Source organism: Pyxidicoccus fallax, assembly GCF_012933655.1.
GTDB lineage: Bacteria > Myxococcota > Myxococcia > Myxococcales > Myxococcaceae > Myxococcus > Myxococcus fallax.
In genome coordinates, this window is sequence record NZ_JABBJJ010000032.1 from 40,869 (window position 1) to 59,758 (window position 18,890).

Consider the following 18,890-nt stretch of genomic DNA (forward strand, 5'->3'; position numbering starts at 1 on the left):
CATCGGGGTCAGCGGTAGGTACGGCCGCGGGAGGGCTCAGCTCTCCGCGGAAGCGGGCTCGCTGCAGACCTCCTCCTCGTCGGCCCGCGGCTCGGCCTGCCGCGGCTCCTGGGCCTCCGGGTTGCTGGAGGCCGGAGTGACGCTGCTCCGGCAGAGGTCCGTGCAGAGCTCCGAACCACAGGTGGTGCGCTCCGAACCGAAGTAACAGATTTGTGTGCAACTGCTGTAACACGTGCACATGTCCATGCACTGCGGCGGCGGAAGCGCGAGAGACGTCGAAGGACCGCCAACGGCAAACACGAGACTGAAAGCCATTCCGACCTGCTTCATCCAGTTCCGCATGCACGCTCCAATCGAGGGGGGCTGCATGGTCAAGCGTAACATGCATGGCCTCTCGGGGCGGTGCGCTGTCCGCAATGCCTCGCACCCTGGAGCCCGATTCACGGCCGCTCGCGTCCGTGGCGCCCTCCAGCGTCTCGCCCTCGACCTCCAGCGTGTAGGGAAGCCCCGCCGCCGGCCGCTCTCCATCCAGGAACCGCAGCCGCAGCACGGTCGCGGTGCCACGGACCCGGAACACCGAGCTGCGCGGCCCCACGGGGCTTCAGCACAGGAAGCGCTGCGGCGGGCAGTTCACGCACGGGTTGCGGACGATGACGCCGCCCCCGCCGCCGTCTCCCCGGAGCGGCCCCGCGTACCCGCCACCGGACTCCCACCCGAGCGCGACATGCCCGTGGGGGTGCGCGTTGTCCGGCTGGGTGCTCTGGTGCGCCAGCTGCGGCGTGTTCAACCGCCCCGTCCAGCCGTGTGCCTCATAGTGGGCCACCGCGACCGGGTGGGGGTGCCCCAGGTCTCCCGGCGACGCGCGGTAGTAGTGCTCATGCGGGGGCGCGTGGCCCACGCCGTAGGAGTAGGCGATGCGGTTGCCGAGGGGAAGCTGCGTGAGCGGCGGCATGGGGGGCGCCGGGGCCAAGGCGAGGGCGAGGGCCGTCGACACGGGCACGGCGTCCACTCCGAGTTGCGTCGCTGCCCCATGCGTCGCGCCCATGGTCGCGGCCCACATCGCCGCCGTCCAGGGGCCCCCCGCATTCGTCAACGTCGTCAGCCCCACGTGGTTGGCGGGGACGGGATTCCCCGGGGCCCAGCTGCAGGCGAGGATGAGCTCCCGGATGCCGTCGCAGCGCACCTGGGCCAGGTTGGTGGGGTTGCGCAGCCACTGCGCCGCCTCCACGGCCGCGGTCCCCGCGCCCGAGGTGCAATAGACGGTGAATCCGCAGAGCAGCCCCCGGAGGGGTCCCGCCCCGGCCGCCGCGGCGAGCTCCGCGGGAAAGGAGGGCAGCAGGGTGTCGAGCTTGCGGTCCGCCAGGACATTGCGCGCGGCCACCAGCCCGGCATTGAAGTGCGCGACGTGCGCCGCCGCGCAGGCGGGTCCCGCCAGGGTGCCGGGCGCGACGGCCGAAGGATTGGTGGCGGCCGTCGCCGCGGCGGCGGCCACGGCGACGAGCCTCGCGTTGGCGTGTGGCGGCTGGGGCGCGGGAGGCGCTCCCACCAGGGGCCAGACCCATCCCATGGGGGGCGCGGCGAAGAACTGCGCCGTCGCGACCCCCGCGACCGCCGCTCCACCCATGCCCTCCGCGAAGTCCGAGCGCAGGTTCGCCGTGGTGAAGGGGTTGTTCGCGACGTGCGCGCCATACTGGGCCGCGGCGCGCTCCACGGCGGCGACGGTGCGCCGCGCGAACTCCAGCGCCCCGTGGGCGGCATCCCTCGCGGCCGTGGCGATGGCCAGCGCGCTCGCATGACCGGCCAGGGGGACGGCCCCCGCCAGTGCGCCGGGAATGGCGGCGAGCCCTCCCACGGGAGGCGCGCTGACCGCGGTGATGGCCGCGGCGGCGACCGTCGCCGTGTCCGCCGCGCTCAGAACGTGGCCCTGCGCGCGCAGCCACAGGGCGAGCGCCGCGGCCACGGGGACCGTGATGGTGGCGCTCCCCGCCCCGTGCGCCGCCATCGCGGCCGTCAGGCTGTGCGCGGCCTCCGACCCGGGAGCCCAGGGAATGAAGGCCGGGGCCAGCTCGGTGATGGCGCCATGGTGCACCGCCGTCATGCCGACGACGACGGGGGGCGCGACGGCGGGGAGGCCGTTGCCATGCCACACGGGGGCCTGGGAGTAGATGTTGTTGAAGGAGGCGTCGCCCGTCAGCAGGACGTAGCGCTCGTTCGGGTGATAGGGCACCTGGTTCGGCGCTCCCTGGGCCTGGACCACCGGCGGCAGCGCGGCCCTGGCGCCGCCGGCCGGCGCCGTGCGCACGGCGGAGGCAATCATCTTCTCCTGGTTGGCCTTGAAGCCCAGGGCGTCCATCACGATGTCGACGTACAGGGAAGCGCTGGCCGCCGCCACCGCCACCGCGTTGCCCCCTCGCGCCGCCGTGACGGTGGCGCCGGTGATGGCACCCGCCAGGAACTGGTTCGCCTTCGTCGCGGCCGTGCCTCCCTGATGCCGGGTGTTGTTGAAGAAGTTCGTCAGGTCCAGGGTGCGGCTCGCGGCGATGGCACCGTCCACCGCGAGGGCCACCGAGTCCGCGGTGGCCCCCGCCAGCGCCGCGGCCTGGGCCGCGGCGACCCCCGCCGTCGCGATGACGTTCGCGCACGCGGCCGTCGTTCCATTCCCTTGCAGATGGGCGGAGATGGCCGCCACGCCATTGGCGGCGTTCAGGACGGAATACTGTGCGTCCGCCTGCACGGCGTTGGCCGCCCAGGCCGCATCGAAGGAGGCTCCGGCCGCGGCCGTCGCGAGGTCCGCGGGCTGCACGCTTCCGGCGGCGACGACGGCATTCACCGCGGCGGCGATGGCCGCTGAGACCCGCGCGAAGTAGGAGACCTCGGTCCCGCCACGCGCGCAGGCGACCACGAGCTCGATTTCCTCCAGCCGGGTCATGGCCACGTAGGCGTTGCCCCCCGCATGCCCGGCGCCCAGGCCCACGCTGTCGCGGGCGACCTCCGCGACGGTGGGGTGCACCGCGTTCGCGAGCGCGTGAGCGGCATCGGCGAGCGGCTGCGCGGCGGCGCCCGCGGGTGTGACGTTCGCCTGCGCGGCGATGTTCACGGCGGACATCCCGGTGAGCGCATGGGCATAGGCGGCATGGGCCGCCGGGCCGACCTGAACCGGATTGGCCGCGGGCACGCCCAGCATCGCCGCGGCGGCGATGGCCGCCGAACGCAGGGCCTCCCAGACAGTCGAATTCGCGGTGAAGCCCGTGTCCGCGGCGAGCTTCGCGGCCTGGGCGGCGGCCACGACCGACCCGATGAAGGCGGCCGAGCCCGCCATCGACGTGCCGCGTGCCACGTTCGCGCCATTGTCGTTCGACGTCTCCTTCACCACCTTGGCCGCCGCCGCGGCCGCCAAGGCCTCCACGGGGCTGCCCGCCGCCGCCGCCGCGGCCGCCGCCGCGCGAGCGGCACTCGACATCTGCGCCGCCACCTGGGCGACCGCGATGGGCATCGTCCTCACGATGGTGCCCTCGCCATCGTCCGGCAGCACGCCGCGCAGGGCATCCACGCCGTGCGCGAGGGTGAGTTGCCCACGCCCGCCAGCCCAGGCCCCTCCCAGGTTGGCCCGGTTGGCGGCCCGGGGCGGCGCCACGGCCGGCAGCACCGCCGCGGCGGGCGGTCCCATCACGGGGGGCATGCCCCCTCCAGGTACGGGAGGCGAGTCCTGGACACAGACGTACATCACCAGCCCCGAGTTGTTCTTCTCATCGCTTTTGAAAGGGTGGGGCCCCGCGGCGCGCTCGACGAAGCCCCATGGGAAACGCATCTGACTGCCGGGGCCCGCGACCCACAGGTGCATCTCACCGCCGTACTCGAGCACCCGCGCGACGACCTCCTTCGTCTCCGGGGTGCCCATGTGCTGCTGGGGCACGAGCCAGCGCAGCAGGTACATGCGGTGGTCGTACCGCGGCATCATCGAGTGGTCGATGTCCCAGTGGGATAGGATGACGAGCGGGTCGTTGCAGAAGCAGGGCGCGGGAAAGGGCACCGGCAGGCTGCCGAGGAAGTTCTCCGGGTAGCCGGCATCGAAGTAGACGATGGCGTGCCCGTTGTTGTCGTAGAGCACGTTGCAGCCCCCCTGCCCGATGTCGAGCACCCCGACGAAGGGCTGCACCCCACCCCCGCCGGGAGTCATCGGGTTGGGCACCTGCCCCGGCCCGACTGCCGCCGCGGGGCTGCCGATGTAGAGGTGCGGACGGTGGGAGGCGCCGGGCTCCCGAGCGCCGTGGGCACGCAGGCGGAGCGGACCGAGCGCATGGGGTGACAGGCCCGGCGCTCCCGCCAGGGCGAGCCCGCCGCCCCAGGGTGGTTCGTCGAAGAGGGCCCGGAGCCGCTCCCCCAGTCGTGACAGGGCGTGCCCGACGCGCGCCAGGGCCCGCGGCACCCAGGTCCGGCCGTCTCCCCGGAAGTGCTCCTCGGAGAAGGGCTCCTCGCGCTCCCGAGGCGGCGCGTCCTGCGTGCCCGTACCCGACACGTCGGGGCACACCTGGGGGAAGTGCAGCGCCTTGAGCGCGGCCTGGGTGATGGCTCCGTCTTTCGAGCTGTCCGCCACGCGCACCAGGTTGCGGACCCACACCTTCGGGAAGCGCTGGTCCTCGCGCGGGCTGGCGCCCAGGAGGGTGAGCCCGCCGGGGTACGGCGTGTCCTTCCCCTCGCGGCCGAAGGCGGCGAGCGTGTACCACGAGCACGGCCGGAGCCCTCCTTCGAAGGCCGTCTCCGGGGCGCGCAGCCGCAGGAGCCCCACGGGTGCGGGGTCGCCGTCCTGGACCACGCGCGCGAGGAACCAGGTGTAGATGCCGTGGAGCAGGAGCGCCTCTTCGGGGCTCATCTTCTGGAAGGCATCGTCGAAGTCGGCGCCCCTCAGGGCGGCGAGCAGGCGCGGCGCGAGCCCGTGCGCGTCCAGCTCCGCCCACACGTCGTCCATCCAGCCGCGGTCCACGAGGTGCAGCGAGACGTAGCGCTGCCCCTCCTGCGCCGGGTCCGTCGTGTCGAGGAAGGCGTAGAAGTCCCTGGGCTTGCGCGTGTCGAGCGCGTTGCCGACCGGGCCTCGGGCGATGTCCGCGGGACGGCTCTTGCGGACCGACTTCGGCTTGCGCCGCGCGACCGAGTCGAGGTCAGGCGCCGAGCCGGCCTCCGACGCGGCCGGAAGCTCCAATGTCTTCGCGGGGCCGGCGGGCTTGCCAGCGGTGCCGGGCTTCAGCGGGATGAGGGGAAACGGCGCGGGGTCGGTCTTCGTCGCCATGGTGGAGTCCGGGTCGCAAGGCGTGCCGCGGTCAGCGCAAGCCAGGTCAGGAGCCGTGAATCTCGCGCACGCGGGCGCGGGTGGTGTCGTCGGCCTCGCCGGTGGAGGGGAGCCCGTGCTGGCGCTGGAAGTCGGCGATGGCGGCGTGGAGCGCGTCGGCATCGTCTCCATGGAGGTGGCCGAGGTTGCCGAGCCGCGCCTTCAGGCCCTCGTCGTCCTCCACCGGGAGCAGGCGCGCGAGGCGCAGGGGGTAGACCTCGTCCTCGCCGAGGCGCAGCTCGCCCTCCTGGGCATTCGGGGGAATCCACTGCTCGACCCAGCCGTCGGCGTCCGTCTCGCCATGGAGCTCGCGGCAGCCGTCCACGACGAGCACGTAGGGGACGTGGCGTCGGGGCTCGCCCTCCGAGAGCAGGCGCAGGCGCAGCTTCTCGGGGACGCCGCGCAGCTTGAAGCGGTGGGTGGCCCCCGTGCGGCAGCTCACCTGCCGAGGACGCAGGTCGGGGATGGTGACCTGGTCTCCCGGCCGGAGCACGTAGGGGTCCCTGCGCTCCTGCCGCAGCCGCGCGTTGCTGGGATGCTGCCAGAGGGTGTCGAGGAAGAAGCCGTACGCCTGCGCGATGCTCGCGAGACACTCACCCTGACGAACCGTGTGCAGCTTCGGCATGGAGCAACTCCTGGCGGCTTACCGGGGCCGTGCCAGAGCAATCGGGGTGCCAGCGCAACCGCGTGGACGTTCGCGGGAAGTGCCGCGCAGGGACACGTCGGCGCGTACCGGGGGAACGCGGCGGCGTCCCGGCCGCACGCGCGGGGTCCTGTCGGGGCTCGTCGCGGGCGTGAGCACCTCGGCCCCGAGTCCCCGTCCTTGCACCACACCTGGATAGTGTATATATAACACGAAGTCTTTCGCGGAGGTCGTCATGAGTCAGCCGTTCATCCAGACCCTCCCCTCGGTGCTCTCCGACGTGGAGTGCGCGGAGATGATTCAACGCATCGAGTCCCTGGGACCGGCGGCGGCGCCCATCACCACACCTCGCGGCTTCGTGATGCGCCCGGACATCCGCAACAACGAGCGGGTGATGTTCGACGACCCGGCCCTGGCGGCGGACCTCTTCACGCGAGTGCGCCACTGCGTCCCACCGACACTGGGCTCCTGGAGGGCGGTGGGAACCAACGAGCGTTTTCGCTGCTACCGCTATCAACCCGGGCAGTTCTTCGCGCGGCACCGCGATGGGGCCTTCATCCGCTCGCCCCAGGAGCAGAGCCTGCTCACCCTGCTCGTCTACCTCAATGGTGACTGCGAGGGCGGAGAGACGCGCTTCCTCTTCCCGCCGCGGCAGGTCACCCCGGCTCCGGGCATGGGACTGCTGTTCGAGCATTCGCTGCTGCACGAAGGCGCCGAAGTGCGCGCGGGAACCAAGTACGTGCTGCGCACGGACGTCATGTACCGCCTCGAGGACTGAGCAGCTCCCTTCCAGGGTGCCAGAAGCCTCCGGCGGCGGCTTCGCTTCCCGCCGCCTGCGACCACTCACCGTGTGTCCGCGACCGTTCGCCCGTCTGTCGCGGTGTCACCCCGTGCACTGGCCCAAGCTCACCTCATGCGACGGACCCTCCTCTGCCTGCTGGTGGCCACGGCGGTGTGGCTCCCCCTGCTCCAGCTCGTCTTCCGGCCTGGGACGCCGCGCGAGCTCGCGCCCGCCCTCGCTACCCGGGTGCGCCTGCTCGCGTTCCGGGACGACAGCCCCGAGCGGGAGTTGCTCCGCCGCAACAACCCCGAGTGGGACCTGATGGCCCGCACCTTCACGGTGCTCTCCTTCGCGAACCTCGCCCTGGCGGAGCCTGGGAGGCGGGCGGACCACCTCGCCGTCATCGATGCCGTGCTGGCGCGAACGCTCCGCGACGAGCAGCAGGGCCAGGAAATGTTCCTCCTGCCCTATGTCCACGGAACTCCTTTCCGTGACACCTACGGGCGCAGCCTCTTCGTGGACGGGGAGGTCGCCCTCATGCTCGCGGCGCGGCAGCTCGTGGAGCCGCGCGACGACCTGACTCCAGTGCTGCGCGCGCGCATCGACACCCTCGCGGCGCAGCTCGAGCGGGCCCCGCTGCTGTTCGCGGAGAGCTACCCCGACGAGGGGTGGACGTTCTGCAATACCCTGGCGCTCGCGGCGCTGCGGCTGTCCGACGCCGTGGATGGAAGGAATCACGCACCGCTGCTCGATCGATGGGTGGCGTCGGCGCGCAAGCACCTGGTGGACGCGCGCACCGGGCTGCTCGTTTCGAGCTTCACGTACGCGGGCGTCCCACGGGACGGGCCGGAGGGCTCCTCCCTCTGGCTGGCGGCGCACCTGCTCCAGGTCGTGGACGCGGACTTCGCGAGGGAGCAGTACCAACGAGCGCGCCGGGAGCTCATCGGAGAGGCGCTCGGCTTCGCGTGGGCGGCGGAGTGGCCCACGGCGGCGGCGCGCTCCGTCGACATCGATTCGGGGCCGACGATTCCCCTGGTGAACGCGAACGCGGGCTCCAGCGGGCTCGCACTGGTGGGCGCGGCGGCGTTCGATGACGAGCCGCTGCTGGAAGCGCTGGTCACCAGTCTCCGCTTCGCCGCCTTTCCCGTGACGGATGACACGGGACTGCGCTTCGCCGCCGGCAATCCGCTCGCGGACACCGTGCTGCTGTACTCGCTCGTCGAAGGACCTCTGTGGCGACGCGCCATGGAGCCGCGCACACGGGAGGCACGGCGATGAAAGCCACGAAGCGGATGGTGACAGCGGCGCTGGTGATGGCCACGGCCTACCTGGTGCTGCACCTGCTCGGAGGGCGCGGGTATGTGGGAATGCTCTCCGGGACGCTGGCGGGCGGCCCCGCCGGCATGGCCTTCGGCGTGCTGTACGCGCTGAGCTGGTTCTCCACCGTGCTGCTCGTCCCCATCCTGCTCCTGGCGGGGCTGGCCCATGCGGCCCTCGTGCTCAACCGCAACCGGCTCGCGAGGTGGCGTTGAAGCGTCAGCGCGTCCGGTTCCAGTAGTGCTTCCTCAGGTACTCCAGGGCCTCGGGAGGCGTGCTGAGAAACCCTTCCTTCATGCGCCACTCCGGAAAATCACCCCGAGAGCCGCCCAGATGGATGCAGAAGTGCGCCTCCGTGGCGATGCCCCAGGAGAGCTGGTGGTGCACGAACTGCTCGTCGAACCACTGCCCGAACCGCCGGAAGTATTCGGTCAGGATGCTCTCGGCCCGGGCGGCATCGTGCTGGAAATAGTCCTGGAGGAAGCGCTCGGCGATCTCGATGACGAGCAGCGTGTCCGGCTCATAGTGGCTGAGTTCTTGCCGCCAGCTCATCGAGAGTCCCTTCTGGAAGAGTTCGAACCGTGAAGGGCGGGGGCCACGCCGGCCCCCGCCCTCCACGGAGTGAAGCACTGCTACGGGGTCAGCGCGATGGCGAAGTCCGCCCGGGTGTTGTTGTCCTCACGCAGCTCCGGCTCGGTCTTGTACGCGTCCACGATGACGCCCACGAAGTGGGTGCCGGGGCTGTTGCTCAGATGCGGTCGCATGCCCACTCCCTGCACGTTGAGCGTCTCGCACTGTCCCGGCGCCAGGGGGCTCACCTGGGCGGTGCCCACCTGGAACTGGTCCGCCATGAACCCCCCGCTCCCGGGGAAGGTGAGCGTGGTGTCCGTGGAGATGTACAGCTCGAGGGTGGGCAGGCCCTGGGGGGAGCCCACGGGCGCCGTCCCCTGGTTGCACACCTCCACGACGGCGGTGAAGGGGTGGCCCAGCCGCACCGAGGTGGGGGCACTCAGCTGCTTCACCACCAGGTCCGACCGGAGGCCCACGCCCATCTGGCTTCCCACGGTGATGTTGTTGTCCTCGCGCAGCTCCGGTTCCACCTGGTACGCGTCGACGATGGCAGCCAGGTAGACGGAGCCATCCAACGGCGCGTCCGGGGGCGGATTCGCGCTGGCCGGCATCGGGAACGTCGTGCACTGCCCCGGAGCGAGCGGCGGCATGTACGTGGAGCCCACCTGAACCTGGTCACCCCACGGGAACGACGAGGGCATCGCCAGCGACGTGTCGGTGGAGAGGTACAGGTGCACGGCGTAAAGGCTCTGGGTAGGCTCCGTGCCCTGGTTGCACACCGTCACGGACGCGGTGAAGGGCTGGCCGCGCTCCATGCTGACCGGCCCCGTCACCTCCGTCACCACCAGGTCGGACCGGAGGCCCACGCCCATCTGGCTTCCCACGGTGATGTTGTTGTCCTCGCGCAGCTCCGGCTCGGACCGGGCCCCGTCCACGATGGCGCCGAGGTAGACGGCTCCGTGCAGCTGCGCCGCGGGAGGCGGGAACGCGGTGACGTTCGCGCTCTGCGTCACGCACTGCCCCGCGCCCAGCGGCGGCAGGCTCACCATGCCAATCGGCTGCTGGTTCGGAGGCATCGGCGCACCCGGCCAGTTCGGCGGGGGAGGCGTGAGCGTGGTGTCCGTGGACAGGTACAGCTCCACGGAGGGCGTGCTGGAGGTGGGCGCCGTGCCCTGGTTGCACACCGTCACGGTGGCCGCGAACGGGTCACCCGGCCGCGCGCTGGCGGGCCCCGTCACCTCCGTCACCACCAGGTCGGACCCGAGGCCCATGCCCATCAAGCTGCCCACGGTGATGTTGTTGTCCTCACGCAGCTCCGGCACGACCTGGTTCACGTCAACGATGGCGCCCAGGTAGAGGGCTCCGTTGCCCTGCCACGCGGGAGGCGGTTGCGCGGTGACGCTCTTGCTCTGCGTCACGCACTGCCCCTGGCCCAGCGCGGGAGCGACCACGTAGCCGAGGAACTGCTGGTCCGCGAGCGGCGGAGGGCTCGAACCCGGCGAGGGGGGAGGCGTGAGCGTGGTGTCCATGGACAGGTACAGCTCCACGGCAGGCCAGTCGGAGGCGGGCGCCGTGCCCTGGTTGCACACCGTCACGGTGGCGGTGAAGGCATCACCGGGCCGCACGCTGGCCGGCCCCTTCACCTCCGTCACCACCACGTCCGCGGCGTGACCCACGCCCATCGAGTTCCCCACGGCGGCGTTGTTGTCCTCGCGCAGCTCCGGCACGACCTGGTTCACGTCAACGATGGCGCCCAGGTAGAGGACGCCTTCACCCTGCCATGCGAGAGGAGGTTGCACCGTGAAGCGATGGCCGCTCGTCACGCACTCACCCGCGGCCAGGAACGGCAGGGGCAGGGTGCCAAGGGACTGCTGCTCCATGGGCATCGGCCCGCCCGGCTGGGGAAGCGTGAGCGTGGTGTCCATGGACAGGTACAGCTCCACGGAGGGGCCGTTGGAGGTGGGCTCCGTCCCCTGGTTGCACACCGTCACGGTGGCCGTGTGCATGTCACCGGGCCGCATGCTGGCCGGCCCCTTCACCTCCGTCACCACCAGGTCGGACCGGAAGCCCACGCCCATCAGGCTTCCCACGGTGGCGTTGTTGTCCTTGCGCAGCTCGTCCGTGGGCGAGGAGTTCCAGTCCACGACGGCGCCCAGGTAGAGGGCTCCTTCACCCGACCAGGCGGGAGGCAGGGAGAACACGGTGGCGTACTCGCCGACCGTCGCGCATTGCCCCACGTCCAGGTGGGGCACGGTCACGAAGCCAATCCACTGCTGGTCCAAGGGAGGCGGCATCGCATTGTGAGACGTGAGCGCGGTGTCCATGGACAGGTACAGGTCCACGAAAGGAGCGCTGGAGGTGGGCGCCGTGCCCTGATTGCACACCGTCACGGTGGCCATGAAGGAGTCACCCGGCCGCACGCTGGCCGGCCCCTTCACTGACGTCACCACCAGGTCGGGCCGGAAGCCCACGCCCATCAGGCCTCCCACGGTGATGTTGTTGTCCTCGCGCAGCTCCGGCTCGGATTGGGAGGGGTCCGCGATGGCGCCCAGGTAGAGGGCGCCGTCGCCCTGCCACGCGGGAGGAGGAGACGCGGTGACGTTCGCGCTTCGCGTCACGCACTGCCCCACCTCCAGCGAAGGCACGGGCACCATGCCAAGGGGCTGCTGGCCCGTGGGGGCCGGCAGACCCGGGCCGGAAAGCGCGAGCGTGGCGTCCATGGACAGGTACAGCTCCACGGAGGGCGCGTAGGCGAGGACCGTGCCCTGGTTGCACACCGTCACGGTGGCCGTGAAGGCGTCACCCGGCCGCACGCTGGCGGGCCCCTTCACCTCCGTCACCACCAGGTCCGAAGCGTGGCCCACCCCCACCAGGCTGCCCGCGGTGGCGTTGTTGTCCTCGCGCAGCTCCGGCTCGGACTGGGAAGGGTCCACGATGGCACCCAGGTAGAACGCTCCATTTCCCTGCGACTCGGGCGGCGGGTACGCGGCGACGTTCGCGCTCTGCGTCACGCACTGTCCCGCGCTCAGCGGCGGCAGGCCCACCATGCCAATCGGCTGCTGGTCCGAGGACGACGGCACGCCCGGGCCAGAAAGCGTGAGCGAGGTGTCCATGGACAGGTACAGCTCCACGGAGGAAGCGCTGGTGGTGGGCGCCGTGCCCTGGTTGCACACCGTCACGGACGCGGTGAAGGCGTCACCGGGCCGCACGCTGGCGGGCCCGTTCACCTTCGTCACCACCAGGTCCGCGGCGTTGCCCACGCCCATCAGGCCGCCCACGGTGGCGTTGTTGTCCTCGCGCAGCTCCTGCTCGGACCGGGACGCGTCCGCGATGGCGCCCAGGTAGAGGGCGCCGTCGCCCTGCCACGCGGGAGGAGGGGACACGTTGACGTTCGCGCTCCGCGTCACGCACTGCCCCACCCCCAGCGAAGGCACGGGCACCATGCCAATGGACTGCTGGTCCGTGGGCATCGGCGAGCCCGGGCCGGAGAGCATGAGCGTGGTGTCCATGGACAGGTACAGCTCCACGGAGGAAGCGCTGGAAGTGGGCGCCGTGCCCTGGTTGCACACCGTCACGGTGGCCGTGACGGGGTCACCCGGCCGCGCACTGGCCGGCCCCTTCACCTCCGTCACCACCAGGTCCGCGGCGTTGCCCGCCCCCATCGGGCCGAAGACCCGGGTGTTGTTGTCCTCGCGCAGCTCCTGCTCGGACTGGGAGGGGTCCACGATGGCGCCCAGGTAGAGGACGCCATGGCCCTGCCATGCGGGAGGCGGGGTCGCATAGACGTGCAGCTTCAGCGGCATGCACTGCCCCGCGCCCAACGAAGGCAGCAGCCCCCAGCCAATCGACGGCTGCTGAGGACCGGTGAACGTGGCATCCGTGGACAGGTACAGCTCCAGGGAGACATCGCCGACGGTGGGCGTCGTGCCCTGGTTGCACACCGTCGTGGTGACCGCGAAGAAGTCACCGGGCCGCACACTGGCCGGCCCCTTCACCTCCGTCACCACCAGGTCCGAGCGGAAGCCCACGCCCATCAGGCTGCCCACGGTGATGTTGTTGTCCTCACGCAGCTCCGGCTCCGTCAGATAGGGGTCCACGATGGCGCCCAGGTAGAGGGCTCCATCGCCCTGCATGTCGGGAGGCGGGTACGCGTAGGCGTTCTGCTTCAGCGTCACGCACTGCCCGGCCTGGAGCGAAGGCAACTGCACGGAGCCAATCCCCTGCTGGTCGGAGGGCATCGGCACCCCCGGGATGGAAAGGTACGGAGGCGTGAGCGTGGTGCCCATGGACAGGTACAGGCCCAGGCTGTTCCAGCTGTCAGAGGCCCTCGTGCCCTGGTTGCACACCGTCACGGCGGCGGTGAAGGACTCACCGGGCCGCACGCTGGCCGGCCCCTTCACCTCCGTCACCACCAGGTCCGCGGAGTAACCCACGCCCATCAAGCCGCTCACGGTGGCGTTGTTGTCCTCGCGCAGCTCCTGCTCGACCTGGAAGGGGTCCACGATGGCGCCCAGGTAGGCCGCCCCATCGACCTGCGACTCCAGCGGCAGCCACGCGCTCACCTCCACGCCGCGCGTCTGGCACTGGCCCGGGCTCAGCGCGGACAGCTGCACCATGCCAATCGCCCGCTGGTCCGTGGGCGGCGGCGCACCGGGCGTCGTGGGCGGCAACGAGAGGGTGGTGTCCTTGGACAGGTACAGCTCCACCAGGGGCGGGTGGGCGGTGTATCCCATCCCCTGGTTGCACACGGTGACCGTCGCCGTGAAGGGGGCTCCGTGCTGCGCGCTCGCGGGCCCGCGCACCTCCGTCACCACCAGGTCCGGGCGGTCGCCCACGCCCATCAAGCCGCTCACGGTGATGTTGTTGTCCTCGCGCAGCTCCGGCTCGGGCCCAAGGGGGGCCACGATGGCGCCCAGGTAGTACGCCCCGTCACCCTGCGCGTCGGGAGGCAGGTGCGCGCTGACGTTCGCCCTGTGTGTCACGCACTGCCCCGCCAGGAGCGGGACGGTCTGCACGACGCCAATCATCCGCTGGTCCGTGGGCGGCGGCGTGCCCGGGTCCGTGGGCGGCAACGTGAGGGTGGCGTCCGTGGACAGGTACAGCTCCACGCTGGACGTGTTGTACACGGCCTCGGTGCCCTCGTTGCACACCGTCACGGCGGCGGTGAAGGCCTCGCCGTTCCGCACGCTGGCCGGGCCCGTCACCTTCGTGACCACCAGGTCCGGGCCGTTGCCGACGCCCATCAAGCCGGACACGAAGGCGTTGTTCGTCTCGTCCGCCTCGTCCAGCACCAGGAGGGTATCGACGATGGCGCCCAGGTAATACGCCCCAGCCCCCTGGGCCTCCGCCGGCAGGTTCGCCTGGGCCTGGATTCTCCGCGCCACGCACTGTCCCGAGGCCAGCGGGGGCACATCCACGCCGCCAATCATCCGCTGGTCCGGCGGAAGCGGCGCGCCCCCCGGAATCGACAGGTAGGCATCCGTGGACAGGTACAGCTCCAGCCGGGGCGGCTCGAAGTAGGTGGTCGCCGGGTCCGCACCCTGGTTGCAAACCTTCACGGTGGCCGTGAAGGGTTCATCGATTCGCAGGCTTTTGGGAGCTGAAATTTCCGTCACCACCAGGTCCGGCCCGGGTTGCAGCGCGCTCGGGCGCGTCTGCATTTGGAATCGAGTGGCTTCCGGGGGAGGGATGGATGCTTCTCCTCCACATCCTGCCGCCGCGAAAAATCCCATCACCAGCCAGGAAGGCATGGCTTTCGCTACAGGCTGCTGCCTTTTCATGAAGTCTCCGGTTGCGACGTCGGTGTCGGCCACGCCGACGACGGCAGGTTCGACAACCTGACGTTCGCGTGAGTTCCTAGCAGGCAGGCAGCACGGCGGAACAGCACACAACGGTCATGACGTGTCCGGCGCGCTCACGCGGCATGGACTCCGGGTGAGGCCCGGGATATGACGGCCCGGGTGTGACAGGCTTTCGCGGCGGAATCCGTCGCCCGGCACCCATCCGTGACAATTCCTATCAGCGGGCCCCTGGGACACGCGCCAGGCGGCCCACCGGCCTTCCGTCAAGCCCGGGGCCTACCACCGAGGGGTGAGGGACAGGCTTTCAGCTCACGCCTATTGAATGACCGAACAACGGCACGGCCCCCGCGGGGTCGTCCGACCAGAGAGGACGGATGCTCACCGCGATGAACTTCAGCTCGCGTGAATGGATGCTCAGGGACCAGGTCATCGCGGCCCTCAACAGCGAACTGTCCCTTCCCAAGGCTCTCGAATCCGCTCGGGCGCCGCTCCTCGAGCTGCTGCCCGCGGACTACATGGGGCTGTGCCTCATCACCCTCGGACCGCTCGTGGAGTTCAACTGGCTGGTGCCGGGCCCCCGCCTCCCCCTGCTGGATGAGTCTTCCCGGTGGGTCGACTCCGATTTCGTCCGGGCTCCCATCTTCGCCCAGCCCGGCGTGGCCGTCCGGGACTCGGAGATGCGCTCCCGGGAGGAGCTGGAGCGCAGCCCGCTGTACCAGCGCAGCCGCGAGCTGGGGCTGGGCCTGGAGCACGTCATGGCCGCCCTCCTGCCCGTGCCACCGGGAATGTGCGGTGCCTTCACGCTGTACCGCGACCGCCGGATTCCCTTCTCCGAGCAGCACGCCGCCCTCCTGACCAGCCTCACGCCCCACCTGGTGAACGCGGTGCGCAACTGCCGCGACATGCAGACCGTCACCAGTGGCGTGCGCCTCCTGGAAGAGCTCTACCGCCGCGACGACGCCGCCTATCTCGTGGTGACGCCTCCCTCGCACGAGGAGCTGCGCTCGCCACGGGCCGCCGAGTTGCTGCGGAAGTGGTTCGCCCCCTCCGACCTCCATGCGTCGGGCATCCCTCGCGTGCTGCAGGAGCGGCTGGAAGCGCTGACCGGCATGGAAGACACGGACGCGCGCCTCGAGGCCAGCCTCTGGATTTCACTCCAGGGTGACGCGTACCGGGTCGTGCGGTTCGTCGAGCTGCCCGAGGCCGAGGGGCCCCGCCAGTGGGCGCTGGTCCTGAACGAGATTCCCCTGTCCATTCCCCTCCCCGAGGCGATGCGGCGGGCGCTCACCCCGCGGCAGGTCGACATCGCCAGGGGCCTGCTCAGGAACTGGTCCAACGAGACCATCGCCAGCGAGCTCGGCCTCTCCGAGGACACGGTGAAGACGCACGTGAGGGACATCTTCCGCCGGCTGCAGGTCGACAGCCGGGCCGACTTCCTCTACCAGGCGGCCCACCTCAACAAGCCCATCTGAGGAGACACGAGCGGGCCCGCCCCCCTCCGGCGTCGAGCCCGCTCGCGTCCCCTCGGCACCGCCCCTCTTCAGAATCGCGGCAGCTCGAGCAGGTTGTCCGTGGAGATGCCGTTCGCCTTCGTCCGCAGGTACGGCGGCGTGGCGTCGACGACCGCGACCTTCACGTCCAGGGCGCGGGCCTCCACCCGCGCATCCCCTCCATTCAGGACCCACTGGACCAGCTCCGCGCGACTGGCCTCGCCTGTCGCGGCGCCTTCCTTCCAGCGAAGGCGGGTGATGTGCTCGTGGAGCACCCCGCCCTCGAGATGGATGTGGGTGATGTAGCGCATGAAGACGGCTCCCGGTTCGACGGCCCCTGCTCGCACGGGAGAATCGTCTTCACGGCCGGGCCTGTCTCTACCCCTGGCGGGGTAGGTCGGCGCACCACTCCGCCCAGAGGTTCTCCACGGGCCTGCCGAGCTCGCGGGCATGGGCGACGGCCCGTGCCGTGCCGCCGTCCTCGCCGGACCACAGCGCCACCACGTGGTCCCCGCGCTCCAGCACCCAGCGGTCGCGGAGCGTCCACATGTCCGGTGTGCGCTTCGGGAACGCGACGTGGACCGTTGCCGCGCGTTCGAGGAGGGCGCGAAGGTGCCGCCGGGCGTCCTCGGGCCAGTTGTGTCCCTGGTCGGGCCACGCCAGCGCCGCCACCAGGGGCACGCGTTCGTCGAGTGCGGCCTCGGCCATGGCCAGGTCCCACCCGGGCGCCATGCCGCAGATGACCTCGCCCGGCTGGGAGCGCTGAATCCAGCGGCGGGCGAGGGCGCGCAGCCGGTGCGCCACGTCTTCTCCAAAGCCGCCCAGCAGGTGGGGCTGATGACCGGTCACCGCGGCGCGCATGGTGGACTCCTGGCTCAGGGTGGAGCCCCTGGGACGGTCCACGCCGCGGGGCCTGACATTCCGGGCACTTGGAGGCCCCGCCAAAAAGTCCCGGGACTGTCGATTCCACGGGCCCTCATTCGTCGTGTGCACGGAGGAGACACGACGAATGTGGTTCTTGACGATGTGGATTGCGATGGCGTGCGCCCCCGGGAGCGCGCCGGAGGCTGCTCAACGCCCGCCTCCATCACCGCGGCCACGTGGGCCCACACCTCCCACACCGCCTCGTCCGAGGTCCGCGCGAAGTCGTGGGACTCCGGTTCCACGGCGCCGACGCGCTCCAGCACCCGCGCGCGGTTGAGCATCCTCGCCGGCCGGATGCGGCCCGCCGGGCTCGAACAGGTCGTCCGAGCCCAGGCGGACGGGCGGTGGCCCCAGGCCTCCGCCCCGGTTCACCGATGAGGACTCAGCGGTAGTCCCACTTCTGGTTCGCGGTGCCGGCGCACTCCCAGATATGCAGACGGGCGCCGTTGGCCGAGTTCCAGTCCTTGATGTCCACGCACTTGTTGGCGAGCACGCTGACCAGGTCTCCCGCGCCGCTCAGTACGAACTGCTGGGCCGCGTTGCCGTTGCAGTTGGCGAGCTGGATGGCCGCGCCGTTCGCCGTCGAGGCCCAGGCCACGTCCATGCACTTGCCGCCCGCCTGGAGCGTGCCGTTGACGAAGGTCCACTTCTGCGCGCTGGTGTTGTTGCAGTCATACATCTGCAGCTGCACGCCGTCGGAGAAGTTGGAGTTGGGCACGTCGATACACTTCCCATTCCAGCGCGAGATGAACGACGCGCCGCCACCGCCGCCGCCCGTGGTGCGGAGCGTGAGGCCGTAGGTGCTGAGGATGGGGTTGATGGGCTGGAAGAACGTCTGCGGCGGGTTGCCGTTGGCGCACGTGCCCGCCACGCCGGACGTCACGCCCTGCGCCTGGTTGCCGGAGATGAACGAGCCACCCGAGTCACCGCCGTCCGCGCACGCGTTGCTGCGGCTCAGGCCGTACACGGGGCCCACGGAGTAGTTCACCGTGATGTTCTTCGCGTCGAGCGTGCCGCACCGCCAGCCGGTGGTGTAGCCGGAGCGGCAGATGGACGCGCCCACCGGGGCCTCCTGCGAGCCCGCCACCGTCACGTTGCCGCCGTTGTAGTTGTAGACCCAGGGCTGCGTCGTCCACGAGCCGTTGGTGGCCACCCAGCCGAAGTCGTTGCCCGGGAAGACGGACGCCCGGATGGTGCCCAGCGCCACGCCGTTGTACCCGGTGGTGGGCGTGCCCGCGCCGCCGCAGTGGCCCGCGGTGACGAAGCCGCCATTCACCGAGAAGCCAATCGAGCACCGGGAGTTGCCGAAGTAGTACGGGTCTCCGCCGCGCACGTCGTAGGCGACCTGGGGCGCCTGCGTGGAGTGCACCACGCGGATGGAGCCGTCCTTCGCCCCGCTGCTGGCGGCGACGAACGCGTCCGCGCGCAGCTTCGTCTGGCTGGACGTGTCCGCGTACACCACGACGGTGTTGGTGGGCAGGTCCACGTACCAGGAGTGGATGGCCGGCGAGAGCGCCTTCACGTTGGCGTCCAGCTCCGCCTTCACGCGCTCCAGCTGCGCCTGGCTGCGGGCCACGCGCTGGGGCCGCGCTCCGGCCTTTCGCACCCGGGCCGCGCCAGCCTCGTCGGTGACGCCGACGATGAGCTGGCCTCCGTCCGCGTCGAGCCACGCGCCTGCAAAGGTCTCACCCAGCTCCTCGCGCAGGCGCTTCTCCAGCGCGGGCGCCTTCGCCTCGAACTCGAGCCGCCGGTGGACCTGCTCCTCCGTCAGTCCCAGGTCCCGCCGCATCGCGGAAACGATTTCCGGAGACACGTCCGCGGCTTCAGCGGAGGAGGGCAGGCCCATCAGGGCGGCCAGCCCGGTGAACATCGCCGTCGCGGTGGAGAGCCAGTCGATTCTTCGGGTCATGGATTTAAACCGCCTCGACGAATCCCCTAAACATCGGAGCGGTTGTTCCGAAGAAGGGGGTGGTGGTGATGGGGCAGCAGCCATTCAGGCTGACGCCCGAGCAGATGGAGGAGCGGCGACTGTTCGCCGCTT

Annotated in this window: 11 protein-coding genes; 4 read left to right on the forward strand and 7 right to left on the reverse strand. The window is 70.9% G+C overall.

Annotated elements, in window-relative coordinates:
• Positions 1 to 601: 601 nt before the first annotated feature.
• Both HG543_RS09710 and HG543_RS09715 read right to left on the reverse strand, forming a co-directional pair.
• The gene (locus tag HG543_RS09710) at positions 602 to 5,284 is read right to left on the reverse strand and encodes an MBL fold metallo-hydrolase (RefSeq protein WP_169344425.1); all 4,683 of its coding nucleotides are present in this window, start codon (positions 5,282 to 5,284) and stop codon (positions 602 to 604) included.
• A 46-nt stretch (positions 5,285 to 5,330) separates the two neighbouring features.
• Entirely contained in the window at positions 5,331 to 5,948 is a 618-nt protein-coding gene (locus tag HG543_RS09715; protein WP_169344426.1) for a peptidoglycan-binding protein, read from the reverse strand.
• Positions 5,949 to 6,201: 253 nt separating this feature from the next.
• Between HG543_RS09715 and HG543_RS09720 the strand changes: the two genes are divergently transcribed.
• From HG543_RS09720 to HG543_RS09730, 3 genes are all read left to right on the forward strand, one after another.
• Complete coding sequence (locus HG543_RS09720) at positions 6,202 to 6,744, forward strand: 2OG-Fe(II) oxygenase (protein WP_169344427.1); 543 nt, start codon at positions 6,202 to 6,204, stop codon at positions 6,742 to 6,744.
• A 135-nt stretch (positions 6,745 to 6,879) separates the two neighbouring features.
• Positions 6,880 to 8,025 carry a linalool dehydratase/isomerase domain-containing protein gene (locus HG543_RS09725; protein WP_169344428.1) on the forward strand — a complete coding sequence of 382 codons (1,146 nt, stop codon included), beginning with the start codon at positions 6,880 to 6,882 and terminating at the stop codon, positions 8,023 to 8,025.
• Positions 8,022 to 8,279: a hypothetical protein gene (locus tag HG543_RS09730; RefSeq protein WP_169344429.1), complete on the forward strand. Its 258-nt coding sequence runs from the start codon at positions 8,022 to 8,024 to the stop codon at positions 8,277 to 8,279. Before HG543_RS09725 ends, HG543_RS09730 begins: the two co-directional genes overlap by 4 nt.
• Before the next feature lie 4 nt (positions 8,280 to 8,283).
• Here HG543_RS09730 and HG543_RS09735 read toward each other — a convergent pair whose 3' ends face one another.
• Both HG543_RS09735 and HG543_RS09740 read right to left on the reverse strand, forming a co-directional pair.
• Positions 8,284 to 8,616, reverse strand: a complete 333-nt coding sequence (locus HG543_RS09735) for a hypothetical protein (protein ID WP_169344430.1) — start codon at positions 8,614 to 8,616, stop codon at positions 8,284 to 8,286.
• Between the two features lie 80 nt (positions 8,617 to 8,696).
• On the reverse strand, positions 8,697 to 14,294 hold the full coding sequence (locus tag HG543_RS09740; RefSeq protein ID WP_169344431.1) for a CARDB domain-containing protein: 5,598 nt from the start codon (positions 14,292 to 14,294) through the stop codon (positions 8,697 to 8,699).
• 515 nt (positions 14,295 to 14,809) lie between these two features.
• Between HG543_RS09740 and HG543_RS09745 the strand changes: the two genes are divergently transcribed.
• Positions 14,810 to 15,907, forward strand: a complete 1,098-nt coding sequence (locus tag HG543_RS09745; protein ID WP_246356876.1) for a helix-turn-helix transcriptional regulator — start codon at positions 14,810 to 14,812, stop codon at positions 15,905 to 15,907.
• Between the two features lie 68 nt (positions 15,908 to 15,975).
• On the opposite strand, the gene HG543_RS09750 is transcribed toward HG543_RS09745, so the two are convergent.
• The 3 genes from HG543_RS09750 to HG543_RS09760 form a co-directional block, all read right to left on the reverse strand.
• Positions 15,976 to 16,236 (reverse strand): DUF3892 domain-containing protein, encoded by a 261-nt coding sequence (locus HG543_RS09750; RefSeq protein ID WP_169344432.1) that lies wholly within the window; start codon positions 16,234 to 16,236, stop codon positions 15,976 to 15,978.
• Between the two features lie 67 nt (positions 16,237 to 16,303).
• On the reverse strand, positions 16,304 to 16,786 hold the full coding sequence (locus HG543_RS09755; protein WP_169344433.1) for an LOG family protein: 483 nt from the start codon (positions 16,784 to 16,786) through the stop codon (positions 16,304 to 16,306).
• A 445-nt stretch (positions 16,787 to 17,231) separates the two neighbouring features.
• On the reverse strand, positions 17,232 to 18,758 hold the full coding sequence (locus HG543_RS09760) for a S1 family peptidase (protein WP_246356877.1): 1,527 nt from the start codon (positions 18,756 to 18,758) through the stop codon (positions 17,232 to 17,234).
• Positions 18,759 to 18,890: the final 132 nt, after the last annotated feature.